19 protein-coding genes and 1 pseudogene are annotated in these 25,703 nt (G+C 68.6%); 10 read left to right on the top strand and 10 right to left on the bottom strand.

All coding sequences use genetic code 11. The features are described 5' to 3' along the window. Nucleotides 1-4: 4 nt before the first annotated feature. Entirely contained in the window at nucleotides 5-229 is a 225-nt protein-coding gene (locus H4F98_RS09370; RefSeq protein WP_141517370.1) for a twin transmembrane helix small protein, read from the top strand. A 128-nt stretch (nucleotides 230-357) separates the two neighbouring features. Here H4F98_RS09370 and H4F98_RS09365 read toward each other — a convergent pair whose 3' ends face one another. The 5 genes from H4F98_RS09365 to coxB all read right to left on the bottom strand — a co-directional run bounded on the left by H4F98_RS09365 (nucleotide 358) and on the right by coxB (nucleotide 4,728). Beyond that, the gene (locus H4F98_RS09365) at nucleotides 358-1,236 is read right to left on the bottom strand and encodes a cytochrome c oxidase subunit 3 (RefSeq protein ID WP_182687060.1); all 879 of its coding nucleotides are present in this window, start codon (nucleotides 1,234-1,236) and stop codon (nucleotides 358-360) included. Between the two features lie 24 nt (nucleotides 1,237-1,260). Next, nucleotides 1,261-1,824 (bottom strand): cytochrome c oxidase assembly protein, encoded by a 564-nt coding sequence (locus tag H4F98_RS09360; RefSeq protein ID WP_182687271.1) that lies wholly within the window; start codon nucleotides 1,822-1,824, stop codon nucleotides 1,261-1,263. A 50-nt stretch (nucleotides 1,825-1,874) separates the two neighbouring features. Next, on the bottom strand, nucleotides 1,875-2,009 hold the full coding sequence (locus tag H4F98_RS16920) for a hypothetical protein (RefSeq protein ID WP_281368137.1): 135 nt from the start codon (nucleotides 2,007-2,009) through the stop codon (nucleotides 1,875-1,877). A gap of 65 nt (nucleotides 2,010-2,074) precedes the next feature. After that, a complete protein-coding gene (gene ctaD / locus H4F98_RS09355; RefSeq protein ID WP_182687058.1) occupies nucleotides 2,075-3,703 on the bottom strand; it encodes a cytochrome c oxidase subunit I in 1,629 nt (542 codons plus the stop codon). A gap of 32 nt (nucleotides 3,704-3,735) precedes the next feature. After that, nucleotides 3,736-4,728 (bottom strand): cytochrome c oxidase subunit II, encoded by a 993-nt coding sequence (coxB, locus tag H4F98_RS09350; RefSeq protein ID WP_246373056.1) that lies wholly within the window; start codon nucleotides 4,726-4,728, stop codon nucleotides 3,736-3,738. 417 nt (nucleotides 4,729-5,145) lie between these two features. Here coxB and putA point away from each other — a divergent pair, with 417 nt between their 5' ends. After that, the gene (gene putA / locus H4F98_RS09345) at nucleotides 5,146-8,397 is read left to right on the top strand and encodes a bifunctional proline dehydrogenase/L-glutamate gamma-semialdehyde dehydrogenase PutA (RefSeq protein WP_182687054.1); all 3,252 of its coding nucleotides are present in this window, start codon (nucleotides 5,146-5,148) and stop codon (nucleotides 8,395-8,397) included. A gap of 374 nt (nucleotides 8,398-8,771) precedes the next feature. Here the strand turns inward: putA and H4F98_RS09340 are convergent, their stop codons facing one another. Further along, nucleotides 8,772-10,136: an OmpP1/FadL family transporter gene (locus H4F98_RS09340; protein ID WP_182687052.1), complete on the bottom strand. Its 1,365-nt coding sequence runs from the start codon at nucleotides 10,134-10,136 to the stop codon at nucleotides 8,772-8,774. A 278-nt stretch (nucleotides 10,137-10,414) separates the two neighbouring features. Here H4F98_RS09340 and H4F98_RS09335 point away from each other — a divergent pair, with 278 nt between their 5' ends. Together H4F98_RS09335 and H4F98_RS09330 are read left to right on the top strand one after the other, a co-directional pair. Beyond that, on the top strand, nucleotides 10,415-11,086 hold the full coding sequence (locus tag H4F98_RS09335) for a rhomboid family intramembrane serine protease (RefSeq protein WP_182687050.1): 672 nt from the start codon (nucleotides 10,415-10,417) through the stop codon (nucleotides 11,084-11,086). Nucleotides 11,087-11,152: 66 nt separating this feature from the next. Beyond that, nucleotides 11,153-11,473 (top strand): DUF1820 family protein, encoded by a 321-nt coding sequence (locus H4F98_RS09330; protein WP_182687047.1) that lies wholly within the window; start codon nucleotides 11,153-11,155, stop codon nucleotides 11,471-11,473. 18 nt (nucleotides 11,474-11,491) lie between these two features. On the opposite strand, the gene H4F98_RS09325 is transcribed toward H4F98_RS09330, so the two are convergent. The 3 genes from H4F98_RS09325 to gpmI all read right to left on the bottom strand — a co-directional run bounded on the left by H4F98_RS09325 (nucleotide 11,492) and on the right by gpmI (nucleotide 15,801). Further along, the gene (locus tag H4F98_RS09325) at nucleotides 11,492-12,868 is read right to left on the bottom strand and encodes a S41 family peptidase (RefSeq protein WP_182687046.1); all 1,377 of its coding nucleotides are present in this window, start codon (nucleotides 12,866-12,868) and stop codon (nucleotides 11,492-11,494) included. Between the two features lie 126 nt (nucleotides 12,869-12,994). Continuing rightward, nucleotides 12,995-14,239 (bottom strand): murein hydrolase activator EnvC family protein, encoded by a 1,245-nt coding sequence (locus tag H4F98_RS09320; RefSeq protein WP_182687044.1) that lies wholly within the window; start codon nucleotides 14,237-14,239, stop codon nucleotides 12,995-12,997. Then, entirely contained in the window at nucleotides 14,239-15,801 is a 1,563-nt protein-coding gene (gpmI, locus tag H4F98_RS09315) for a 2,3-bisphosphoglycerate-independent phosphoglycerate mutase (RefSeq protein WP_343064752.1), read from the bottom strand. Before gpmI ends, H4F98_RS09320 begins: the two co-directional genes overlap by 1 nt. Nucleotides 15,802-15,955: 154 nt before the next feature. Here gpmI and H4F98_RS09310 point away from each other — a divergent pair, with 154 nt between their 5' ends. From H4F98_RS09310 to H4F98_RS09295, 4 genes are all read left to right on the top strand, one after another. Continuing rightward, on the top strand, nucleotides 15,956-16,636 hold the full coding sequence (locus tag H4F98_RS09310) for a DUF4097 family beta strand repeat-containing protein (RefSeq protein ID WP_182687040.1): 681 nt from the start codon (nucleotides 15,956-15,958) through the stop codon (nucleotides 16,634-16,636). Nucleotides 16,637-16,734: 98 nt separating this feature from the next. Further along, entirely contained in the window at nucleotides 16,735-18,471 is a 1,737-nt protein-coding gene (locus tag H4F98_RS09305; RefSeq protein WP_182687038.1) for a M28 family metallopeptidase, read from the top strand. A gap of 98 nt (nucleotides 18,472-18,569) precedes the next feature. Then, on the top strand, nucleotides 18,570-18,968 hold the full coding sequence (locus tag H4F98_RS09300) for an MAPEG family protein (RefSeq protein WP_182687036.1): 399 nt from the start codon (nucleotides 18,570-18,572) through the stop codon (nucleotides 18,966-18,968). 10 nt (nucleotides 18,969-18,978) lie between these two features. Beyond that, entirely contained in the window at nucleotides 18,979-19,719 is a 741-nt protein-coding gene (locus H4F98_RS09295) for a 2OG-Fe dioxygenase family protein (protein ID WP_182687035.1), read from the top strand. A 96-nt stretch (nucleotides 19,720-19,815) separates the two neighbouring features. On the opposite strand, the pseudogene H4F98_RS09290 reads toward H4F98_RS09295, so the two are convergent. After that, nucleotides 19,816-20,778: pseudogene (locus H4F98_RS09290) on the bottom strand (LysR substrate-binding domain-containing protein); the annotation flags it as partial. 526 nt (nucleotides 20,779-21,304) lie between these two features. On the opposite strand from H4F98_RS09290, the gene H4F98_RS09285 reads away from it, so the two are divergent. Next, nucleotides 21,305-23,191 carry a S8 family peptidase gene (locus tag H4F98_RS09285; RefSeq protein WP_220479164.1) on the top strand — a complete coding sequence of 629 codons (1,887 nt, stop codon included), beginning with the start codon at nucleotides 21,305-21,307 and terminating at the stop codon, nucleotides 23,189-23,191. Nucleotides 23,192-23,602: 411 nt separating this feature from the next. Further along, nucleotides 23,603-25,489 (top strand): S8 family peptidase, encoded by a 1,887-nt coding sequence (locus H4F98_RS09280; RefSeq protein WP_220479163.1) that lies wholly within the window; start codon nucleotides 23,603-23,605, stop codon nucleotides 25,487-25,489. Nucleotides 25,490-25,703: the final 214 nt, after the last annotated feature.

Below are 25,703 nucleotides of genomic sequence, written 5' to 3'. Positions count from 1 at the left end.
CACCATGAACGACTCGCTGAAGACACTGGTGATCATTGCCTTCCTGATCATCATCCTCTGGAACCTCGGTGCGGGCCTCTACTACATGCTCGTCGACAAGGGCGAGAGCAAGCGCACCGTCAACGCGCTGACCAAGCGCATCGCCCTGTCCGTGGCGTTGATCCTCCTGGTGGTGCTGGCCAACTACATGGGCTGGATCGAGTTCCACGGCGTGGGACGGAATCCATAAGCGGTCATTCGTGACCCGTGATTTGTGATTCGCACAAAGCAAAGAGCGACGGTTGGCCGTCGCTTTCTGCATGGGGCCTGGCTTTTCGCTTCTAGCGAATCACGAACCACCCACCCCGAATCACGGCATCAAAGCACGTAGACGAACAGGAACAGGCCGAGCCAGACCACGTCGACGAAGTGCCAGTACCAGGCGACGGCTTCGAACGCGAAGTGGTCGTCCTTGCTGAAGTGGCCCTTCAGGCAGCGGAACCAGATCACCGCGAGCATGATCGTGCCCAGGGTGACGTGCGCGCCGTGGAAGCCGGTCAGCATGAAGAAGGTCGAGCCGTAGATGCCCGAGCCCAGGGTCAGGTTCAGTTCCTTGTAGGCGTGGATGTATTCCTCGGCCTGGAAGAACAGGAACACGCAGCCCAGCAGCACGGTCAGGCCCAGGAACAGCAGCAGCTGGGCGCGGTGGCCGGCCTTGAGCGCGTGGTGGGCGATGGTCACCGTCACGCCGGAGGTCAGCAGGATCAGCGTGTTGAGCAGCGGCAGGCCCCAGGCCGGGATGGTCTGGAACTCGCCACCGACGGCGGCCGGGCCGTTGGTCGGCCAGGCGTTGCTGAAGCTGTCCCACAGCAGGCTGTGGGTCATCACGCCGTCGCCGGCGCCGCCCAGCCACGGCAGGGCCAGCTGGCGGGCATAGAACAGCGCGCCGAAGAAGGCGCCGAAGAACATGACTTCGGAGAAGATGAACCACACCATGCCCATGCGGAACGAGGTGTCCACCTGCTTGTTGTAGTTGCCGCCGATCGACTCGCGGATCACGTCGCCGAACCAGCCGAACAGGACCGCGACCAGCAGCGCGATGCCGACGAAGAACACTTCGTTGCCCCAGCTGGCCTCGTTCATCCAGCTGGCGAGGCCGATCATGGTCACGAACAGGGCGATCGACCCCAGGAAGGGCCAGCGGCTGCTGTGCGGCACGAAGTAGATGTTGGCGTCTGGCGAGTGGGCGTGGGCCATGGCGACGGTTCCGTTTAGCTGTGTTTAGGGCGCCGCGCGCGGAGCCGAGGCCGGGGTCCCGTGCGGGGACTGGGCCTGCTGCTTCGCGGTGAGCGCGTCGTTCTTGAAGAAAGTGTAGGACAAGGTGACCGTCTTGACGTCGGCCGGCAGGTCCGGATCGATGATGAAGCGCACCGGCATGTCGCGGGTCTCGCCCGCCTGCAGGGTCTGCGCGGTGAAGCAGAAGCACTCGGTCTTGTTGAAGTAGCCCGAGGCCCGCGCCGGCGCCACCGAGGGCACGGCACTGCCGACAATGGTGCGTTCGCTGTTGTTGTGCGCGAAGTAGGTCGTGTCGTAGGGCTCGCCGACCTTGACCTTCATCGTCGCCTGGTTGGGATGGAACGCCCAGGGCAGCTTGGAGTTCACGCCGCCGTCGAATTCGACCGTGACCCATCGCGCCTGCACGCCCTCGGCGGCCCCGCGGCCCTCCGACGCGCTGCGTTCCAGGCGGATGCCGAAGACCTTCTCGCACGCGATCCGGTACAGCGGGACGAGCGCGAACGAAAGCGCGAACGCGCCAACGCCGACGCCGACCATGATCGCCGCCATCCGGCCCGAGGCCGCGGCGGCCCTGGCCTGGCGTTCCTCGCCGTTCGCGCTCACTGGCCCATGACCCCGCTGAGCAGGAAGGCCACGTAGACGCCGACCGCGACCAGCGCGACCCAGATGGCCGTCCGCCGCGCCGCCTTGCGGCGGGCGTCGAGGTCATTGCGCGGGTCTGCGGGGCCGGTCATGTCGATGGGAAACGCTGCCTGGATCGGGGCGCCCGCACGCGGGTGCGGACGCCGTGGGACGGGGATCAGTGGGTGACGTCGCCGTGGGCGAGGTCGCCGTCGCGGATCACCGGCGGTGTGGCGAAGGTGTGGTGCGGGGCCGGGCTGGGCACGGTCCATTCCAGGCCACGCGCGCTGTCCCAGGCGCGGGCCTCGGCCTTGACGCCGGCGGCCTTCGAGCGCCACAGGATGAAGGCCATCATGAACGGCGTGACGAACATGCCGAAGGCGCCGATCGAGCTGACCAGGTTCCAGTCCGCGAACACCACGTTGTAGTCCGGGATGCGGCGCGGCATGCCGGCCAGGCCCAGGAAGTGCTGCGGGAAGAACAGCAGGTTGACGAAGACCATCGTCCACCAGAAATGGAACTTGGCCATGCCTTCGTTGTACATGCGCCCGGTCCACTTCGGCCACCAGTAGTAGACCGCGGCGATGATCGAGAACAGCGCACCGGTCACCAGCACGTAGTGGAAGTGCGCGACCACGAAGTAGGTGTCGTGGTACTGGAAGTCGGCCGGCACGATCGCGAGCATCAGGCCCGAGAAGCCGCCGATGGTGAACAGGATCACGAAGGCGATGGCCCACAGCATGGGCGCCTCGAAGGAGATCGAGCCGCGCCACATGGTGGTGACCCAGTTGAACACCTTCACGCCGGTCGGGATCGCGATCAGCATGGTCGCGAACATGAAGTAGATCTCGCCACCGAGCGGCATGCCGACGGTGAACATGTGGTGGGCCCACACGATGAACGAGAGGAAGGCGATCGACGCGGTCGCGTACACCATGGCCTGGTAGCCGAACAGCGGCTTGCGGCTGAAGGTCGGGATGATCTCCGAGACCACGCCGAAGGCCGGCAGGATCATGATGTAGACCTCGGGATGGCCGAAGAACCAGAAGATGTGCTGGAACATCACCGGGTCGCCGCCGCCGGCCGCGTTGAAGAAGCTGGTGGCGAAGAACTTGTCGGTCAGCAGCATGGTGACCGCGCCGGCGAGCACCGGCATGACCGCGATCAGCAGGAACGCGGTGATCAGCCAGGTCCAGCAGAAGATCGGCATCTTCAGCAGGTCGATGCCGGGCGCGCGCATGTTCAGCACCGTCGCGATGACGTTGATCGCGCCCATGATCGAGCTGATGCCCATCATGTGGATGGCGAAGATCACGAAGGCGACGTTGTTGCCGCCCTGCAGCGACAGCGGCGGGTACAGGGTCCAGCCGCCGGCCGGGCCGCCGCCCTCCAGGAACAGGGTCATCAGCAGCAGGCTGAAGGCGAACGGCAGGATCCAGAACGACCAGTTGTTCATGCGCGGCAGCGCCATGTCCGGCGCGCCGATCTGCAGCGGAATCATCCAGTTGGCCAGGCCGACGAAGGCCGGCATCACGCCGCCGAAGATCATGACCAGCGCGTGCATGGTGGTCATGGAGTTGAAGAACTCGGGACTGACGTGCTGCAGGCCCGGGTGCATCAGCTCGGTGCGGATGACCACCGACATGCCGGCGCCGATGATGAACATGATGAAGCTGAACACCAGGTACAGGGTCCCGATGTCCTTGTGGTTGGTCGAGAAGAACCAGCGCTCGATGAAGCCCTGCTTGTGGGCGTGGTCATCGTGGGCGTGTTCGTCGTGGAGCGGGTCAGCGTGGGTGACGGCCATGGCCTAACCTCAGAAAAATACGGGGCGATCGATCAGCCGGCGACGGGCGCGGCTTCGGGGGCGGCGGCTTCTTCAGCCGGAGCGTCGGGCGCGGCATCGACCGGGACGGTCGGCTCGTCGCCCTGCTGGATGTCCTCCAGCATCTGCGGGTCCAGCTGCGCCGGCGCGTTGCCTTCGGCGCCTGCCGGCACCACGGGGGCCTCGGCGTCGGACGTGCCGCGCTGGCTGGCCAGCCACTGGCGGTATTCATCCTTGGGCACGGCCTTGACCACGATCGGCATGAAGCCGTGGTCCTTGCCGCACAGCTCCGCACACTGGCCGCGGTAGATGCCCGGCGCCTCGATCTCGGTCCAGGCTTCATTGACGATGCCCGGGATCGCGTCCTGCTTCCAGCCCAGCGCCGGCACCCACCAGGCGTGGATGACGTCGTCGGCGGTGATCACGAAGCGGATCTTGGTGTCCGTCGGCAGCACCAGCATGTTGTCGACTTCCAGCAGGTAGTGCGGGTTGTCGGCGATGTTGGGCTGCACGCCGCTCTGGCGGATCTGGTCGCTGGTGCGGTCCAGGCGGCTGGTGAAGCCCACGTCCTCGCCCAGGTAGTCGTACTTCCACATCCACTGGTAGCCGGTGATCTTGACGGTCATCTCGGCGTCGCGGGTGTCGTACATGTTGATCAGCTTGCTGGTGGCCGGGAAGGCCATCAGCACCAGCAGCACGACCGGCACCACCGTCCAGATGACCTCCAGCTTGGTGCTGTGGGTGAAGCTGGTGTCCGGCTTGGCGCCCTTGGAGTGGCGGAACCTGAACATCGCCACCGCCATCGCGCTGAAGACCAGCACGCCGATGACGACGCAGATCCACAGCGCCAGCATGTGCGCCTCGTAGGCGTTGTGGGACAGGTGGGTCACGCCCTTGCCCATGTTCAGCTGCCACGGCTTGGGATCCGCCGCCTGCGCCTGTGCAAGCACCGGCAGCGCCATGACGGCGACACCTACTGCCCACTGCTTGAAACAACCGGCTTTCATCAGATTCGAGCCCCGATAAATCATTGGATGGTGGTTACGTCGCTCCGCGGGCTGCCTGGGAGCCGGGATCGCGGCGTGGAATGCACGCCCGGGACCGGCCGGATCAGGTGGCTGGCGAGCCCATCGCGGCAAGCGGGGGCCCATCACGCCGAGGCCGGCGCTACGGAAAACCGTGAAATGGTAGCCGCAGGGCCGCAGGTGGGCAAGCAGAGCCGCGTTCGAGCCCGCCTCCGCCACACGCCTCCGAATGGTCCAAAACCCTTTGCCGGCAAGGGTTTGGACGCCACCAGCGGCGATTTGGGCGAGGCATGGAAAAGCGACCCGCTTTGCCGTTTCCAACGGCCTCGAAAAAGGGATGCGTCGGGTGCCATGCTGGCCCTACACTACGCCGATTCCCCCGTCCTGCCTGTGGTCACCATGGCCTCTGAAACCCGCACTGCCGCTGCCTGCGGCGGTCATTCGCCGCGCCTGTTAATCAGCCCGGAGCTGCCCTCCACGCCCGCCGCCGAGCGCGCGGCGATCACCCATGCCTGGTTGCGCGACGAGGCCGGACACGTGCGCGCCCTGCTCGAGGCCGCCCGAATGGACGACGCGGCCCGGGAATCCACCCGCGCCAAGGCCGCCGACCTGGTCGCCCGCGTGCGCGCCCGGGTGCACGACCAGGGTGCCATCGAGGCCTTCATGCGCCAGTACGACCTGGGCAGCGAGGAAGGCGTGCTGCTGATGTGCGTGGCCGAGGCGCTGCTGCGCATCCCCGACCAGGAGACCACCGACAAGCTGATCCGCGACAAGCTCGGCGAGGCCGACTGGAAACGCCACATGGGCCAGTCCGAGTCGGTGCTGGTGAATGCCTCGACCTGGGGCCTGATGCTCACCGGCCACCTGGTCGACCTGGCCGACGAGACCAAGCACAACGTGCATGGCGCGTTCAAGCGCCTGGTCGGCCGCGTCGGCGAGCCGGTGATCCGCCTCGCGGTGCGCCAGGCGATGCGCATCATGGGCCACCAGTTCGTGATGGGCCGCAACATCGGCGAAGCCCTTGCGCGCGCGCGCAAGGGCAACAACGCCCACTACCGCTACTCGTTCGACATGCTCGGCGAGGCCGCGCTGACCGAGCCCGACGCCCAGCGCTACATGGAGGCCTACCGGCAGGCGATCCACGCGATCGGCAAGCACACCCGCGACAACGGCCATGCCGCCCAGGGCCGCGACGGCGTGTTCGGCGCCGGCTCGATCTCGGTGAAGCTCTCGGCCCTGCATCCGCGCTACGAGCACATCAAGCGCCAGCGCGTGGTCGCCGAACTCACCCCGCGCGTGCTGGAGCTGGCGCAGCTGGCGAAGTCCTACGGCATCGGCTTCACCGTCGACGCCGAGGAAGCCGATCGCCTCGAGCTCTCCCTGGACGTGTTCGCCGGCGCCTACGCCGACCCTTCGCTGGAAGGCTGGGAGGGCTACGGCCTGGCGATCCAGGCCTACCAGAAGCGCGCGCCGGAAGTGATCGACTTCATCGCCGCGCTGGCGAAGCGTCATGGGCGCCGGATTCCGGTGCGCCTGGTCAAGGGCGCGTACTGGGACAGCGAGATCAAGCGCGCGCAGGTCGAATGCCACCCCGGCTACCCGGTGTTCACCCGCAAGCCCAACACCGACGTGTCCTATCTCGCGTGCGCGCGGAAGATGCTCGGCGCGTCGGAATCGATCTATCCGATGTTCGCCACCCACAATGCGCACACCATCGCGGCGGTGCACACGATGGCGCGCGAAGGCAGCGCGCGCATCGACTTCGAGTTCCAGAAGCTGCACGGCATGGGCGAGGACCTGTACGACGAGGTCATCCCCGCCGATCGCCTCGACGTGCCCTGCCGCGTCTACGCGCCGGTCGGCTCGCACGAGGACCTGCTGCCCTACCTGGTGCGTCGCCTGCTCGAGAACGGCGCCAACTCCAGCTTCGTCAACCGCATCACCGACGAGGACGTACCGGTCGAGGACCTCATCCGCGACCCGCTCGAGACCGTCGCCGCCTTCGACACCATCCCCCACCCGCACATCCCGATGCCGGTCGACCTGTACCGCAGCTATTCGGATCGCCTGCCTTATTGCGACAGGAGCAATTCAATGGGCATCAACCTCGCCAACGACGACCAGCTCCGCGCACTGGCCGACCGCATCAACGCCGCCTACCGCGACGACTGGTACGCCGAACCGCTGGTGCCCGGCGCCAGCCACGACGGCGAGCGCATCGCGGTGACCAACCCCGCCGACCTGCGCGAGGTGGTGGGCTACTGGCGCGCGGCCGACGGCGCGACCGTGGAGCGGGCGCTCGAGAACGCGGTGGCCGCGCAGCCGAAATGGAACGCCCTGCCGGCGGCGAGCCGCGCGGCGATCCTGGAGCACGCCGCCGACCTGCTGGAAGAGCGCATGCCCGAGTTCATCGCCATGTGCACGCGCGATGCCGGCAAGACGATCGCCGATGGCGTCGGCGAGGTGCGCGAGGCGGTCGACTTCCTGCGCTACTACGGCAACCAGATCCGCACGATGTTCGTCCCCGAGCCGCTGCCCGGCCCGACCGGCGAGACCAACGTGCTCGAACTCCACGGTCGCGGCGTGTTCGTCTGCATCAGCCCCTGGAACTTCCCGCTGGCGATCTACATCGGCCAGGTCGCCGCGGCGCTGGCCACCGGCAACGCGGTGATCGCCAAGCCGGCCGAACAGACCAACCTGGTCGGCTACGTGGCGACGAAGCTGCTGCACGAGGCCGGCGTTCCGGAGGACGTGCTGCAGTTCGTCCCGGGCGACGGCGCGATCGTCGGCGCGGCCCTGACCCGCGACCCGCGCGTGGCCGGCGTCGCCTTCACCGGCTCCAACGACACCGCCGCGGCGATCAACCGCGCCCTGGCCGCGCGCGACGGCGCCATCGGCGTGCTGATCGCCGAGACCGGGGGCCAGAACGCGCTGATCGCCGACTCGTCCGCCCTGCCGGAGCAACTGGTCAAGGACGCGATGGCTTCGGCCTTCACCTCCGCCGGCCAGCGCTGCTCGGCCGCGCGCGTGCTGTTCGTGCAGGACGATATCGCCGACAAGGTGGTCGAGATGCTCGCCGGCGCGATGGCCGAGCTCCGCCTCGGCGATCCGGGCCTGCTGTCGACCGACGTCGGCCCGGTGATCGACCAGGACGCACTGGACAACCTCGAGCAGCACGCCGTGCGCATGGACTACGAGGCCCGCCACATCGCCACCGTGGCGTCGAGCGACGAGACCGCGCACGGCACCTTCTTCGCCCCGCGCGCCTACGAGCTTCAGTCGCTGGACCAGTTGCACAAGGAGATCTTCGGGCCGGTGCTGCACGTGATCCGCTGGAAGGCGAACGAGCTGGACGCGGTGATCGACGCGATCAACGCCACCGGTTTCGGCCTCACCCTGGGCATCCACTCGCGGATCGACGAGACGGTCGAGAAGATCACCTCGGCGATCAAGGTCGGCAATTGCTACGTCAACCGCAACCAGATCGGCGCGATCGTCGGCGTGCAGCCCTTCGGCGGCCAGAACCTGTCCGGCACCGGCCCCAAGGCCGGGGGTCCGCACTACCTGACGCGTTTCGTGACCGAGAAGACGGTGACCATCAACACCACCGCCGCCGGCGGCAACGCCTCGCTGTTGACGCTGGGCGAGTGATGGGTTGGTGCTGATTGCTGATTGCTGATTGCTGATTGCTGATTGCTGATTGCTGATTGCTGATTGCTGATTGCTGATTGCTGATTGCTGATTGCTGATTCGTGATCAGGGTGCGATGGCGGAACGCATTGCAGCCGTCACAACCGCTTTCCGCCGTCATCCCAGCGAACGCTGGGGTGAGGGACTGCTTGCGCGGCACTGCCGCACGGTCTGGCCGAACGCCCAGCGCGCTGCGCTGGGCAGGGGATGGAACCGCCGGGTTTATAAGGCGCAAAACCATCCGCCATCGCACCCTGCCCCCCTCAGTTGGGAGAAGAACCAAAAAAAAGCCCCGCATATGCGGGGCTTTTTTCTTGCAGCGTTCGCGAGTCCGATCAGAAGCGGTACTGGCCCGAGATCGCGAACAGGTTGGCGTCGCCGTCGAAGTCGCCGGCCAGGCGCTGGCCACCGGCCGCCGGCGGGGTGACGATGTCGATCTTCGGATCCTTCGGCTGGATGTAGGTGTAGCCGAAGCTCATCTCGAACGCGTCGCTCAGCGCCCAGGTCGCACCGATCGAGTACCAGTTGCGGTCGGCGTCGGGCAGGCGCGGGGTGCGCGTCTCGATGTGGGTCGGCGTCTCGTCCTGGGCGTAACCGGCGCGCAGGGTCCAGGCGTCGTTGAGCTTGTACTCGCCGCCGATCGACCAGTAGGTGGTGTTCTGCCAGTCGAACTCCTCGGCCGAATCCGGATCCGGGTTGTCGAAGTCGATGCGGACCTCGCGCAGCGATTCCCAGTTGGTGCGCGACACGGTGGCCGCCATCGAGAACGCCTCGGTGAACTGGTAGTTCGCGTCCAGCGTGGTGATCGCCGGCGTGGTCAGGTTGGCGGTGACGCCACCGTCGTTGAACAGCACGCGGGTCATCGGGCTGGAGTCGAACACCGCGCGCACGTTGGCCGGCACGGTCCAGTCCACGTCGCCGTCGAGCTCGTAGTCGATCTCGGAGCGGTGCGACAGGCCCAGGGTCAGCTTGTCGGTCGGACGCAGGTTGGCGCCGACCAGCCAGCCGAAGCCGGTGCCGTCGCCCTGCACGTCCGCGAAGCCGTCGGCCGCCTGCGGGCGGGCGAAGGGCAGCGGGCGGGTGGCCGGGTTGCCGAACAGCGCGGTACCGAAGTCGACCGACTTGGAAAGGGTCACGTCGGCGCGCGAGAAGATCGCACCCACGCCGACCGAGAAGCGGTCGGTGATGTCGAGCGCGCCGGCCAGGGTCAGGTCGACGATCTGCACGTCGGACGTGGCGGCGTAGTAGCGGCCCACCCAGTCGCGGTCGTACTCGGTCTTCAGGCCGAACGGAGCGCTGACCATCGCGCCGATCGCGGCGCCGGTGTCGTCGAAGCGGTGCACGATCGAGAACGCCGGGACCGGGGTGACGTCGCCGGCCTGGCCGCCGTTGCCGCCGCTGAGCGGCTGGCCCAGCACGTCTGTGCCGCTGACGCCGTCGGCTTCGTAGTTCAGGTCGACGGCGGTGACGTCCAGCTGCACGGTGGTCGTGCCCTGGAGCTGCGTCATCGAGGCCGGGTTGTTGGTCACCACCGAGGCGTCATCGGTGCGCACGCCCGCGCCGGCGAACGCGTTGCCGAGCGCCTTGGCGCTGTTTTCCTTGAGCTGGAAACCCGAAGCATGGACCTGGCCCACGGCCAGCGCGCCGGTGATGCCCAGGGCGAGCGCCGACAGGCGGATGATGCGGTCTGCGTGTTGCATAGAGTGTTGTCTCCATTGGAGTGTTATTTGGGTCTTCCCGGGTCGTTCGCCCAGGTCCGGCTTGCCGGTCCTTGCGTGCCGGAAACCCCTCCCGACATACGACGCCGTATGTACTATAACGCGTGTTAACCGGTTATTAACTACTTGCGTCATGGTTCCGGGGGGTATCGGATGCATCGGCCTGCGCGCATGCCTTATGGTCCACAGCCAGGGTCGACGGCCAGTCCCAGTGGTCATGCTGCCCGCTTCGCACACCCGATTCCGAGTACCCGGTTCCGATGTTCATAGCCGTTCCCTCCCGAGGAAAGCAGTCCCCCCGCTGGGCAACGCCGCTCCTCTTCGCGGTCCTGTGGGTCTGTTTCGCCTGGACCACCTTCCAGCCGATGGGCCGGCAGGCCGCCCTGATCCAGGACTGGGGCGCGCTTTCGGGCGGGCTGAGCCCGGCCTCGCTCCATGACTGGCAACGCCTGTTCACCGCGGTGTTCATGCATGCCGACTGGGCGCACCTGCTGGGCAACCTGGTGTTCCTGCTGATCTTCGGCCTGCCCGCCGAGCGGATCATGGGTCCCTGGCGCCTGCTGGCGGTGTTCCTGCTCGGCGGCGCGATCGCCAACCTGGCCGCGGTGATCTCGATCAGCACCCCCGATCGCGTCATCATCGGCGCCAGCGGCGCGGTCTCGGCCCTGATCGGCGCCTACCTGGCGCTGTTCCCCCAGGCCAAGCTCGGCGTGGTGTTGCCGCTGGGCCTGTACTTGCAGTTCCTGCGCGTGCCGGCGTCGCTGCTGATCGGCACCTGGGGCCTGTTGCAGATCCTGTTCACCTACATCGGCCCGGCCTTCGGCACCGTGGCCTGGTCGGCCCACCTGGCGGGCTTCGCCTTCGGCGGGGCCTTCGCGCTGGTGGCCCGTGCCGGCATCGCGCGCCAGATGCGGCGCCGCAGCGGCTTCTGACCGCGGCATTGCAATCGCGCCACCCCGGCACCACTACAGGGCTGTCGCCCACCCAACGCCCGTCCGATGTCCAAGCCCCTGTACAAGGTCACGTTCCTCAACGCCGGCAAGGTCTACGAGCTGTACGCGCGCTCGGTCGCCTCCGGCGCGTTGTGGGGCTTCACCGAGATCCGCGACCTGGTGTTCGACGTCAACGCGGGCGTCGTCGTCGACCCGACCGAGGAACGCCTGCGCGACGAGTTCGGCGATACCCGCGTGCTGCACCTGCCGATGCAGAGCATCGTGCGGATCGAGGAGGTCGAGCGCAAAGGCAGCGCGACCATCCGCGATGCCGGCAGCGGGGAAAAGGTCGTCACGCCCTTCCCCGTGCCCGGCAAGCCCCGCTGACGGGGCCCGCCCGCGCCTTCAGCGCGTGCGCGATCCGGGGGCCGCGGTCGCGACGCCCGCCGCCAGCTTCTTGAGCTCGGCGAGCGCGGCGGCGATGTGCGTCTCGCCGACCAGCACCTCCCCCGCGTTGTCGCCGGCGTTGCCCTGGCCCTCTTCGTCGCCGCTGAGGTGGCCCGGCAGGCTGGATTCGACATAGCTCGCGCGCCCGCCGTCGGCGGCGTCAGCGGCCGGGTGGAGCACCACGTCGGGCACGATCCCCAATGCCTGGATCGACTTGCCGCTGGGCGTGTAGTAGCGCGCCGTGGTCAGCTTCACCGAGTCGCCATTGTCCAGCGGCAGCAGGGTCTGCACCGAGCCCTTGCCGAAGGTGCGGCTGCCGACGACGCGGGCGCGGTCGTTGTCGCGCAGGGCGCCGGCGAGGACCTCCGAGGCACTGGCCGAACCGGCGTCGACCAGCAGCACCACGGGGGCGCCGTCGAGGCGATCGCCCGGGGTGGCGGAGAATTCCGCGTCGCTGATGGCGATGCGTCCGCGGGTGCTGACGATGTCGCCGGTCTCGAGCAGGTCGTCGGCGATCTGCACCGCCGAGGTCAGCAGCCCGCCGGGGTTGCTGCGCAGGTCGATCACCAGGCCGCGAAGCCTGCCGCCGGCCTCGGTCTTCAGGGCCTCGAGCTGGGTCTCGAAATCGGCCGCGGTGTCGGCCTGGAAGGCACTGATGCGGATGTAGCCGTAGCCCGGCTCGAGCATGCGCCCGCGGATGCTGGTGATGCGGATCGTGTCGCGGGTGAGGGTCACGTCGAACGGCGCGTCCTTGCCCTTGCGCACGATCGTCAAGGTCAGCGAACTGCCCGCCGGCCCGCGCAGGGGCGCGGAGGTGTCGCCTTCGTCCGGGTCGAAGGTCTTGCCGTCGATGGCGGTGATCAGGTCGCCCGACTGCAGGCCCGCGCGCTCGGCCGGCGTACCGTCGATCGGCGCGATGACCTTGAGGTTGCCGTCGGGCTGGCGCTGCAGCTCGACGCCGATGCCCTCGTAGGCGCCGCGCGACTGTTCGTCGAAATCCTCGGCCGATGCCTTGTCGAAATAGACGCTGTGCGGGTCGAGGTCGAACAGCAGGCCGCGGATCGCGGCCTCCATCAGCGCCTTGTCTTCCACCGGCTCGACGTAAGCCTGCTTGATCGCGCTGTAGACGGTCACGTAGCGGCGGATTTCCTCCAGCGGCACCGTGGTGTCGAGCGCTTCGTCCGCGGCCGCCCCGTCGGGGGCCTCGGCGGCGGTGGCGGCAGGCGGCTCGTCGACCGGCGCGTCCTGCGCCCACGCCGCCGGGGCGGCCAACAGGGCCATGCACAGCGTGGGGGCCAGCAGCGGGGATGCCTTGGAAGGAAAACGGAACCTCATGCAGCGCACTCCGGGGCGATCGGTGGACGGGCCGGGGCCGTCACGGCCCCGGCGCCTTGATGGGAACACGTTAGGGCCCGCGAACGGAAGCTTTCGTTAACACGGGCGGCGCCCAGGCCTGGCGGTTCAGCGCCGCAACCACACATTCGGATTGACCGGCTTCCCGTCGCGGCGCAGCTCGAAATACAGGGCGGGACGCCCGTGGCCGCCGGAGCTGCCCACGGTCGCGACGGCGTCGCCGCGCTTGACGCTGTCGCCGACGTCCTTGAGCAAGGCGTCGTTGTGCGCGTACAGGCTCATGTAGCCGCCGCCATGGTCGACGATCAGCAGCAGGCCATAGCCGGTCATCCAGCCGGCGTAGACGACGCTGCCATCGGCGACGGTCTTGACCGGCGTGCCCGCGGCCGCGCCCAGCAGCAGGCCGTCGCTGCTGCGACCGTCCGGCATCCGGGCGTGGAAGCCCGCCAGCAGGGCGCCGCTCAATGGCCAGCCGGTACCGCCCACCTGCGGACCGCCGATCGCGGTACTGGCCAGCTGCGGGGCCGGAGCCGCCGGGCGGCCGCCGGGCGTGGCCGACGCCGCCGCGGCTGCCGCGGCAGCGCGTTCGGCGGCGATGCGACGGCGCTCGGCCTCGGCCTTCGCCGCCGCGGCGCGAAGTCGTGCCAGCAACTGTTCCAGCCCCTTCGCGTCGCGCCCCAGGGCCTGCTCGCGGTCGCGCCGACTCTTGTAGCGCTTGTCCAGGTTGGCGACCACCGCCTCGCGCGCGCTGCGGTCCTCGCGCAGGGTCGCCAGTTGGGCGTCGAGGCGCCCACGCGAATCCTCCAGCACCCGCCGTCGCGCGGCGATGTCGCGTTCGACCGCATCCAGCGCCTCCAGGCGCGAGGCCAGTTCGCGGATGCGCTTCATCCGGTCCTGTTGCATGTAGCGATGGTAGGTGAGCAGGCGGTTGGCCTCGGCGACGCTGTCCTGCGCCAGCAGGACCTTCAGCGGCGCGTCGCCGCCCTGCGCGTAGGCCGCGCGGACCAGCTGCGCGAGTTCCTCGCGCTGGCCCGACATCGCCGCCTGCATCGTCGCGCGCCGGGCTTCCAGGCCGTCCAGCGCCTCGCGCTGCGCGGCGAGCTCGGCCTCGATCTCGCGCAGCCGCCGGTTCGACTGCCCGACCTTCTCGTCGGCCTCGCGCAGCTCGCGGTGCGCGGTCCCGCGCTCGCCCTCGATGCGACGGCGCTCGGCGGCGACCGAACGCAGTTCGGCCTTGACGGCGTCGAGCTTGCGCTCGGTCTCGCCGCGGTCCTGGGCCGCGGACAGCGGGTTGGACAGGCCCAGCCAGGCCCCGGCGAGCAGGGCGGCGGCAAGCACGGGCCTGGCGCGCATCAGGCCTCCAGCAGGCTCTTGCCGGTCATCTCGGCCGGCTGCGGCAGGCCGAGCAGTTCGAGCATCGTCGGGGCGATGTCGCGCAGCGCGCCGCCGCTGCGCAGCGCGGCCTTGCGCGGCCCCACGTACACCAGGGGCACCGGACCGGTCGTGTGGGCGGTATGGGCCTGGCCGGTGGCGGGGTCGCGCATCATCTCCAGATTGCCGTGGTCGGCGGTGACCAGCAGGGCCCCGCCCTTGGCCTCGACCGCGCGACGCACGGCGCCAATCGCCACGTCGACGGCCTCGGCCGCCTTCACCGCGGCGTCGAACACGCCGGTGTGGCCGACCATGTCCGGGTTGGCGATGTTGCACACGATGGCGTCGAAGCGATCGGACGCGATCGCCTCGACCAGTTGTTCGGTGAGCTGCGGGCAGTTCATTTCCGGCTGCAGGTCGTAGGTCGCCACCTGCGGGCTGGGGATCAGGATGCGCTCCTCGCCGGCATACGGCGTCTCGCGGCCGCCGCTGAAGAAGAACGTGACATGGGCGTACTTCTCGGTTTCGGCGATGCGCAACTGGGCCAGGCCGTTGGCTTCCAGGACCTCGCCCAGGGTGTGGCGCAGGTCGTCGGGCGGGAACGCCAGGCGCGCCTGCAGGCGCGCGTCGTACTCGGTCAGGCAGACGAAGCGCGACAGCACCGGGCGACGCGCATGGAAGCCCTCGAAGTCCGGCGCGATGAAGGCCGCCGCCAACTGGCGGGCGCGGTCGGCTCGGAAGTTCATGAAGACCACGGCATCGCCGTCGCGCATCGTCGCGCCATCGTCGATGACGGTGGGCGAGACGAATTCGTCGTTCTCGTCGCGCGCATAGGCATCGGCCAGCGCGGTCAGCGCGTCCGGCGCGTGGTGGTCGCTGGCGGCCTCGACCATCGCGTCCCAGGCGCGGCGCACGCGGTCCCAGCGGTTGTCGCGGTCCATGGCGAAGTAGCGTCCGCTCACGCTCGCGATCTCCGCGTTGCCGGCCTTCTGGCAGGCCTCCTGCAGCGCCCTGAGGCTGGCCTCGGCCGAACGCGGCGGGGTGTCGCGACCGTCGAGGAAGGCATGAACCGCCACGTGCGGCACGGCTTCACGGCGGGCCATCTCGATCATCGCGAAGATGTGCGATTCGTGGCTGTGCACGCCGCCGGGCGAGAGCAGGCCCATCAGGTGCAGGGTGCCGCCGGCGGCCTTGGCCGCCGCGCAGGCGTCGCGCAGGGCCGCGTTGGCGAAGAAGCTGCCATCCCCGATCGCCGCGTCCACGCGGGTCAGGTCCTGGTAGACGATGCGCCCGGCGCCGAGGTTCATGTGCCCGACCTCGGAATTGCCCATCTGCCCGTCCGGCAGGCCGACGTGGCGGCCCTCGGTGTGGATGAGCGTGTGCGGCGCCTGCGCCAGCAGGGCGTCCCAGTTGGGCAGCGACGCGGCGGCAAGCGCGTTGTCGGTGGGGTCCTCGCGATGGCCCCAGCCGTCCAGGATCAGCAGGACGACCGGCTTGATGCGGTCGGGGGCGCGCTCGGTGGCGGTGGCTCGGGTCTGGGACACGTGGGGGCTTCCGTGACTTCGGGCAGGTGCCCGGGGTGCATGGGCCTGCGATTGTAGCGGAGACGGCGCGAGGGCCGGATCGCCCGGACGCCGCCTTAAACCTTCGCGATGCAGCGCGCATCCTTCCTTCCGACCCCACTGAACGGACACGCCCATGACCGCACGCAAGCCGCTCCGCCTCGTTCCCCTCGCCCTGGCCCTGGCGCTCGCGCCGGCCGCGGCCTTCGCCCAGCAGAACATCGACAAGGTCAACGGCAGCATCACCGCCGAGGCCGGGCAGACCTACGGCACCCTGGAAACCGTCAACGGCAGCATCCGCATCGGCGACAACGCCCAGGTGGCCGACGCCGAGACCGTCAACGGCAGCATCAAGGTCGGTGCCTCGGCCCGCACCGGCGACCTGGAGACCGTCAACGGCGCCATCCGCCTGGAGGAACGCGTCCAGGTCCAGGGCGGCGTGAGCACCGTCAACGGCGGCATCTTCATCGGCCTGGGCGGCAACGTGGGCGACGACGTGGAAACCGTCAACGGCTCCATCGGCCTGGTCGATGCCGACGTCGGCGGCGACATCGAGACCGTGAGCGGCGACCTCACCGTCGGCGCGGGATCGCACGTGCGCGGCGGCATCCACTACGAGAAGCCGAGCCCGCAGTGGTTCCGCATCAACAAGAACGGGCGCCCGCCGCGCGTGGTGATCGGTCCGGACGCGGTGGTCGAGGGACCGCTGGTGTTCGAGCGCGAGGTGCTGCTGTACATCCACGACACCGCCCGCACCGGCGCGATCACCGGCGCGACCGCGGTCCGCTACTCGGGCGACACCGCGCCGACCGAATGAACAGGGCCCGGCGGGGCGCGCTGTGCGCCCCGTCCGGCACGGTGGCCGCCGCCATCGTATGATCGGGACTTTGTTGCAACCGCTCCAACGGAGGCTCGATGTCCCGCACCCCGCTCCATACCGCCACGCAGCTGGTGGCCGCCGCCCTGGTCCTGTCGGCCTGTTCGCAGCCCGCCACGCCCGATGCCGGTGGCACCGCCGCCACCCCCGCCAAGGACACGGCCACCCACGTTTTCGAACCCGGCATCAATGCCGGCGACTTCGCCGAGCGCGTCAAGACGCTGGCCTCGGACGCGTTCGAGGGCCGCGCGCCCGGCAGCGAAGGCGAAACCCGCACGCTCGACTACCTCAAGTCCCAGTTCGAGGCCATGGGCCTCAAGCCAGGCAACGGCGACAGCTGGTTCCAGGACGTGCCGATGGTCGAGACGACCGCCGACGAGTCCACCGTGCTCAAGCTCGACGTGAAGGGCGAGCCGCGCGAACTCAAGTTCGGCAGCGACATGGTCATCGGCACGCGCACCGGCGAGCCCGAGGTGAAGATCGACGCCAGCGAGCTGGTCTTCGTCGGTTACGGCGTGAACGCGCCCGAGCAGGGCTGGAACGACTATGCCGGCGTCGACGTGAAGGGCAAGACCGTCGTGATGTTCGTCAACGACCCGGGCTTCCACGCCAAGGACGAGTCGCTGTTCGAAGGCAAGCGGATGACCTATTACGGCCGCTGGACCTACAAGTACGAGGAAGCCGCCCGGCAGGGCGCCGCCGCCGCGATCATCATCCACGACACCGAGGGCGCGTCCTACGGCTGGGACGTGGTGAAGAACTCCTGGTCGGGCCCGCAGTTCGACCTGCCGGCCAAGGACGACCCGGAACCGCGCTTGCCGGCGCAGGGCTGGATCACCGCCGACGCGGGCCGCCAGCTGATGGCCGACCTGGGCCAGGATCTCGACCAGCTGTACGTGGCCGCCAACAAGAAGGGCTTCAAGGCCATCCCGCTCGACGCCACCCTGTCGCTCGACCTCAAGAGCACCACGGCAGAGAAGTCGTCGAAGAACGTGGTCGCGCTGCTGCCGGGCAGCACCCGCCCGGACGAAGCCATCGTCTACATGGCGCACTGGGACCACCTGGGCAACCATGGCCACGAAGGCCACGGCGAAGCCGCCAGCGCCGACGGCGACCAGATCTACAACGGCGCCGTGGACAACGCGACCGGCGTGGCCGGCATCATGGAGATCGCCGAGGCGTTCGCCTCGCAGGACCCGGCGCCCGAGCGTTCGGTGCTGTTCCTGGCGGTGACGCTGGAGGAGTCCGGCCTGCTCGGCTCGAAGTACTACGTCGCCCACCCCGCGATCCCGCTGGACAAGACCGTGGGCGTGATCAACCTCGACGCCATGCCGGTGATCGGCCCGGCCAGGGACATGACCGTGGTCGGCTTCGGCAGCTCCGAGCTGGAGGACATGCTGAAGGTGCACGCCGACGAGCAGGGCCGCACGCTGGTGCCCGAGGCCACGCCGCAGGACGGGTTCTACTTCCGCTCCGACCACTTCAACTTCGCCAAGGCCGGCGTGCCGGCGCTCTATGCCAAGGGCGGCGACGACCTGGTCGACGGCGGCGCCGAGGCCGGCCATGCGGCGCAGCGCGACTACCGCGACAACCGCTACCACAAGGCCGCCGACGAGTTCAGCGACAGCTGGAACATGGACGGCGTGGTCCAGGACCTGGAAGCGCTGTACGGCGTCGGCCGCGATCTGGCCGGCAGCGACAAGCGACCGAACTGGTACGAGGGCAACGCCTTCCGCGCCGCGCACGACAAGCTCGTCGGCGGGGATGGCGGCTGAGCTCATGAGTATCGGCTAGTTCGACATGACGACGGCGCCGGAAGGCGCCGTCGTTGTTTTCGGCTACGCTGTCGCCTTCCCCCTTCGACGCAACGGCCATGACCCTTTCCACCGCCTACTGGTGCGTCCTGATCGCGGCGCTCCTGCCCTATGTCTGGGTCGCCATCGCCAAGGGGGGCGGGCCGCGCTACAACAACCGCGACCCGCGCGGCTGGATGGAGCGCCAGGACGATCCGCGCACGCGGCGCGCGAACGCCGCGCACGCGAATGCCTTCGAGGCCTTCGCCCCGTTCGCGGCCGGCGTGCTCATGGCGCAGCTGGCCGGCGTGGTCGAGGCGCGGATCGCCGGGCTCGCACTGGCGTTCACCGGCCTGCGGATCCTGCATGGCCTGTTCTACCTGGCCGACAAACACCTGCTGCGCAGCCTGAGCTGGCTCGGCGGGCTGCTGTGCGTGCTGGCGCTGCTGGCGATGGCCGCGCTCCAGGTCGCCCGCTGAGCACCTCCCGATGTCCGCATCGCCCGATTTCCTGGACGCCTTGCGCGACGATGGCTTCTGCTTCGTCGCCGCCGACACCATGCAGGCCTGGCTGCAGGACCAGGGCGCGCTCGGAGACTGGGCGGCCTTCCGCGACAGCTGGAACGACCTCGCGCCCGACCGCTACCTGGAGAAGCTGGGCAAGCAGCGACGGCGGCGGCACGCGGTCTACAGCCTGCCCAACCGCGGCCCGGCGGCGGGCAGCGCGGTGCGCCAGGCGCACCAGCCGCACTTCCAGAGCCTGGACTACAACGCGTTGCAGGGCGACATCGAGCGGTGGTTCGAGCCGATCCTGCCGGCCATCGGCGACAGCCAGAGCCTGCATGCCATCCTGCGGCATTGCCAGTCCCTGTTCGGCTCGCTCGCGCCATGCGTCGCGCGTTGGCACGTCGAGGTGCACCAGTTCCGCATCGAGGCGCAGGACGACACCCCTGGCCAGCCGACGCCGGAAGGCATGCATCGCGACGGCGTCGATTATGTTCTGGTACTGCTGGTCGATCGCGAGAACATCGCACGCGGCACCACCAGCATCCACGACATGCAGGGCCGCGAGGTCGGCGCGTTCACCCTGACCCGGCCGTTCGATGCCGCGCTGGTCGACGATGCCCGGGTGTTCCATGGCGTGACCCCGGTCGAGGCGATCGATCCTTCGTTGCCGTCCCACCGCGACGTGCTGGTGGTGACCCTGCGCGACGCCGCACGCACCGCCTGAAAGCCTTCAGCCCAGGTAGGTGGTCTGCATCGGCAACCGGGTGACGCCACTGATCGGACGGCTCGGCAGCACCGGCGTGCCGACGTCCTCGTAATCGGACTCCCACAGCCGCGGTCGCGGCCAGGCCGGGCGGGCACTGCCGTCCACCGCGCGGCGGATGTCGTCGACGTCGAGTTGCGGCGCCAGCAACTGGATCAGGTCCAGCGCGTAGTCGCGGACCACGCGGCCCGTCGGCAGGATGGCCCAGGCCACGCACTCGGGCAGGGCCGGATCGGCCGGCAGCACGATGAACTCCTGGTGGTCGGCCGGCTCCAGCGCCAGTTCACCGACCAGGCCGACACCCAGTCCTGCACGCACGTAGACCTTGATCAGGTCCGCGTCTTCGGCCGAGCAGGCAAAACGCGCCCGCAGGCCGGCCTCGCTCAGGGCGCGGCACAAAGACGAGTCCGAACGCCGGGACGCCTCATAGGTGACCAGCGCGTGCCGGGCCAGTTCACCCAGGGCGACCGGCCGGTCCATGCGCGCCAGCACGTGGCCGCGCGGTACCAGCACCATGCGCTTCCAGCGGAATAGCGGCAACGCCACGCCGGGCGGCACGCGGTCGCCCGCGGTGCTCACCAGCATCATGTCGCCCGCGTTGTCGCAGGTGCGCTCGGGCGGCGCACCCTCGCCCATGTTCTGGATTCGGACGTTGAGGCGGGGGTAGCGCTGGACGAGGGTCGACAGGACGGGGGGCAGCACGTGGCGCGCGTAGGTCTGCGGCGTGGTCAGCACCAGGTCGCCGGTCTCTTCGCCGCGCACGTTGGCCGCATAGGCACGGATGCTGGCGACGTCGTTGACGACGCGGCGCGCCAGGCGAATGACTTCCTGGCCGGCGGGCGTGATGCCGCTGATGCTGCGGCCGTGGCGCATGAGGATCTGGAAACCCAGCTCGTCCTCGAGCAGCTTGAGGTGGCGGGACAGGCTGGGCTGGCTGGCATGCATGATCTCGGCCGCCGCGCTGATGTTCAGCTCGGCATCGACGATGGCCAGCAGGCAACGCAACTCTTTCAGTGTCATGGCAACGTCCTTGCGCAAGCAGGCGCCCGCCGCCGCCAGAGGCAGCGACGTGGCGTAGTCGCGGGACCGCGCTGCCTCACTCCTGGCCATGCCCAGCCGGAGTCAGCCATCCCAATGGAGCACTCCCCGTATAGCACCACGGCGGGCCCGGGTAAAGCCGGCACCGCCGTCGCAGCAATGGCAGCGGCCTTATCCGATTTCCGGATAAGCAAATCCGGAAAATCGATGAGCGAAAAGGTGGATAAGGTCATGCGTTATCTGTATTGGACGCGCCGGCCCCGCCCGGAGTTCACTTGGCCTGTCGACGAGAGGGGAAGTCGCGACGGGGGCCCCAGTCCAGGTCCCGGTGGCGCGTGATGCAGGCCAAGTCGGGCGCAAGACCCGCATGCCGCATGAAATCGACTCGACGCCCATCGCACATCGGCGCTGCCGCATGGGGCAGATCAGGGGAAGGCCGGTATTCGTTTGCGATCCATTCCGTGGGCTCGAACCGCGGGCAACCAATACAGCCAGTGAGGGTAGTATCGTGAATCGCAGAAAGACCATTCTCGCCGCGAGCGTCGGCGCCGCTTTGCTTCTTGGCGCCGGACACGCCAGCGCCGCCGAAGCCGAACTCCGCTTCGCCAAGGCACCGATCGAAGGCCGCTACATCGTCGTACTCAAGGACGATGCCGCCAGCCTGGGCATCGAAGCCCAGACCGCGAACCGTCCCAGCGTCGCCGCCGTCGCGCAGTCCTTCGCCCGCAACAAGAGCCGCCGCGGCGGACGCGGCAACGTCGTGCGCACCTACCAGAGCGCCTTGCGCGGCTTCGTGGTGGAGGCCAATGACGACGAGCTCGCGCAGATCCTCGCCGACGACCGCGTCGCCTACGTCGAGGAAGACGGTTACATGCATATCTCGGCGACGCAGAACAACGCAACCTGGGGCATCGACCGCGTCGACCAGCGCAACCTGCCGCTGAGCGGCACGTACAGCTACGACACCACGGCGAGCAACGTGCACGCCTACATCATCGACACCGGCATCCGCGGCAGCCACAACGACTTCGGCGGCCGCGTGAGCGGCGGCTACTCGGCCATCAACGACGGCAACGGCACCAACGACTGCAACGGCCACGGCACCCACGTCGCCGGCACCGTCGGCAGCGCCACCTACGGCATCGCCAAGGCGGTGAAGCTGCACCCCGTCCGCGTACTGGGCTGCGACGGTTCGGGCAGCAACTCCGGCGTGATTGCCGGCATGGACTGGGTCGCCCAGAATCACGTCAAGCCGGCCGTGGCCAACATGAGCCTGGGCGGCGGCGCATCGTCGACCACCGACCAGGCGGTCGCCCGCATGGTGAATGCGGGTGTCACCGTGGTCGTAGCCGCGGGCAACGACAATGGCAACGCCTGCAACTACTCGCCGGCCCGCGCCGCCAGCGCGATCACCGTCGGTTCGACCACGTCCTCGGACGCGCGTTCCTCGTTCTCGAACTACGGCACCTGCCTGGACATCTATGCCCCGGGCTCGTCGATCACCTCGACCTGGAACACCAGCAACACGGCGACCAACTCCATCAGTGGCACCTCGATGGCTTCGCCGCACGTCGCCGGCGTCGCCGCGTTGTATCTGGCCGGCAACCCGAACGCCTCGCCGAGCCAGGTCACCAGCGCGATCGTCAACAACGCGACCCCGAACAAGGTCAGCGATGCCAAGACCGGCTCGCCGAACCTGCTGCTGTACAGCGTCTTCGGCGGCGGCAACCCTGACCCGGATCCCGATCCGGATCCGACGCCCGGCACGCTGCAGAAGGGCGTGCCGGTCAGCGTCAACGGCGCGCAGGGCTCGGAGACCCGCTACACCCTGACGGTCCCGGCCGGCGCCAGCAACCTCAGCTTCACCACCAGCGGCGGCAGCGGCGACGCCGACCTGTACGTGCGTTTCGGTTCGGCCCCGACCACCAGTGCCTACGACTGTCGCCCGTACCGGAATGGCAATGCCGAGAGCTGCACCTTCGCCAGCCCGCAGGCCGGCACCTGGCACGTGATGCTGCGCGGCTACAGCGCCTACAACGGCCTGGCGCTGGTGGCGGACTACAGCACCGGCGGCGGTGGCGGCGAACCCTGTACCGGCTGCACCAAGTTCAGCGGTTCGCTGTCGGGCACGGGCAACTCCGCCGTGCAGCCCAACGGCACCTACTACCAGTCCGGCGCAGGCGCGCAGAGGGGTTGGCTGCAGGGTCCGGCCGGGGCCGACTTCGACCTGGAGCTGTACCGCTGGAACGGCTTCGGCTGGAGCAAGGTCGCCGAGTCGACCACGCCCTCCAGCGAGGAGTCGGTCAACTACAACGGCGCGGCCGGCTACTACTACTGGCGCGTGCTGTCGTACTCCGGCAGCGGCAGCTACAACCTCTGGCTCGACACGCCGTAACGGTCGAGCCGCTTCCTGCAGTCGATGCGGGCCCCGGCAGCCGCCGGGGCCCATTTCCAGATCATCGCAGATGCACTGCACCCGACCTCGGTCCGAAGGCTTTTCCCGAATCCCGCGCATGCCCGAAGGAGCGGAACCCAACGTGCGCGGAGTCCAAGTCGTCCCCGGATCGACCGGTCATGGCGATCACGAGGAGACTGCAGGCAGTGAGATCCACCGACATACGCAGGGGACCCAGTCACTCGAGGCATCCATTGCTCGATTGAACGTGTCCGCAGCCACTATTGACCGGCCATCGTCAACACGGGGATACCGTGGTAGTCCAAGGGAACTGTGCTGCGTACATGCGATCCATCACACCGCAGTGATCCACAAACTGCGGATCCAAATACAACCAGTGAGGGTAGTATCGTGAATCGTAGACAAACCATTCTTGCCGCCAGCGTCGGCGCCGTGCTGATGCTCGGAGCCGGGCACGCGACCGCCGCCGATGCGGAGCTCCGCTTCGCCAAGGCGCCGATCGAAGGCCGCTACATCGTCGTGCTCAAGGACGATGCCGCCAGCATGGGCTTCGAGGCCCAGACGGCGAACCGGCCCAGCGTCGCCGCCGTCGCGCAGTCCTTTGCCCGCAACAAGGGCAATCGTGGCGGTCGCGGCAACGTCGTGCGCACCTACCAGAGCGCCCTGCGCGGCTTCGTGGTGGAGGCCGACGACCAGGCGCTGGCGCAGATCCTCGCCGACGACCGCGTCGCCTACGTCGAGGAAGATGGCTACATGCACATCTCGGCGACGCAGAACAACGCGACCTGGGGCATCGATCGCGTCGACCAGCGCAACCTGCCGCTGAGCGGCACGTACAGCTACGACACCACGGCGAGCAACGTGCACGCCTACATCATCGACACCGGCATCCGTGCCAGCCACAACGACTTCGGCGGCCGCGTCAGCGGCGGCTACTCGGCGATCAACGACGGCAACGGCACCAACGACTGCAACGGCCATGGCACCCACGTCGCCGGCACCGTCGGCAGCGCCACCTATGGCCTGGCCAAGGCGGTGAAGCTGCATCCGGTCCGAGTACTGGGCTGCGACGGTTCGGGCAGCAACTCCGGCGTGATCGCCGGCATGGACTGGGTCGCCCAGAACCACGTCAAGCCGGCCGTGGCCAACATGAGCCTGGGCGGCGGCGCGTCGTCGACCACCGACCAGGCGGTCGCCCGCATGGTGAATGCGGGTGTCACCGTGGTCGTAGCCGCGGGCAACGACAATGGCAACGCCTGCAACTACTCGCCGGCCCGCGCCGCCAGCGCGATCACCGTCGGTTCGACCACGTCCTCGGACGCGCGTTCCTCGTTCTCGAACTACGGCACCTGCCTGGACATCTATGCCCCGGGCTCGTCGATCACCTCGACCTGGAACACCAGCAACACGGCGACCAACTCCATCAGTGGCACCTCGATGGCTTCGCCGCACGTCGCCGGCGTCGCCGCGTTGTATCTGGCCGGCAACCCGAACGCCTCGCCGAGCCAGGTCACCAGCGCGATCGTCAACAACGCGACCCCGAACAAGGTCAGCGATGCCAAGACCGGCTCGCCGAACCTGCTGCTGTACAGCGTCTTCGGCGGCGGCAACCCTGACCCGGATCCCGATCCGGATCCGACGCCCGGCACGCTGCAGAAGGGCGTGCCGGTCAGCGTCAACGGCGCGCAGGGCTCGGAGACCCGCTACACCCTGACGGTCCCGGCCGGTGCCAGCAACCTGAGCTTCACCACCAGCGGCGGCAGCGGCGACGCCGACCTGTACGTCCGCTTCGGCTCGGCGCCGACCACCAGCACCTACGACTGCCGTCCGTACAAGAGCGGCAATGCCGAGAGCTGCACCTTCGCCAGCCCGCAGGCCGGCACCTGGCACGTGATGCTGCGCGGCTACAGCGCCTACAACGGCCTGTCCCTGGTCGCCGATTACAGCACCGGTGGCGGCGGTGGCGAGCCCTGCACGGGCTGCGACAAGTACAGTGGTTCGCTGTCGGGCACGGGCAACTCCGCCGTGCAGCCCAACGGCACCTACTACCAGTCCGGCGCGGGTGCGCAGAAGGGCTGGCTGCAGGGTCCGGCCGGCACCGACTTCGACCTCGAGCTGTACCGCTGGAACGGCTCGGGCTGGAGCAAGGTCGCCGAGTCGACCACGCCCACCAGCGAGGAGTCGGTCAACTACAACGGTTCGGCCGGTTACTACTACTGGCGCGTGCTGTCGTACTCCGGCAGCGGCAGCTACAACCTGTGGATCGACACGCCTTGATAGGCGCATGATCCAGGCTGCATGAGCCACGGGCCCCGGTGCGAACCGGGGCCCGTTTCGTTTGGGGGCAGTTGAAGGGGGATCGGGGATGGGTGATTCGATCCTGGGCTCGTTGCGGATAGCGGGTCACGAGTCACCCTTCAGCAGCCAGATTCCGGGGCCCAAGGCTGGATTCCAGCGTTCGCTGGAATGACGGCATGGGGGGATTGGCCGC

Source organism: Marilutibacter spongiae (assembly GCF_014145325.1).
GTDB lineage: Bacteria > Pseudomonadota > Gammaproteobacteria > Xanthomonadales > Xanthomonadaceae > Marilutibacter > Marilutibacter spongiae.
The sequence above is the reverse complement of the archived record's forward strand: the minus strand, read 5'-3'. Positions and strand labels throughout refer to the sequence as shown.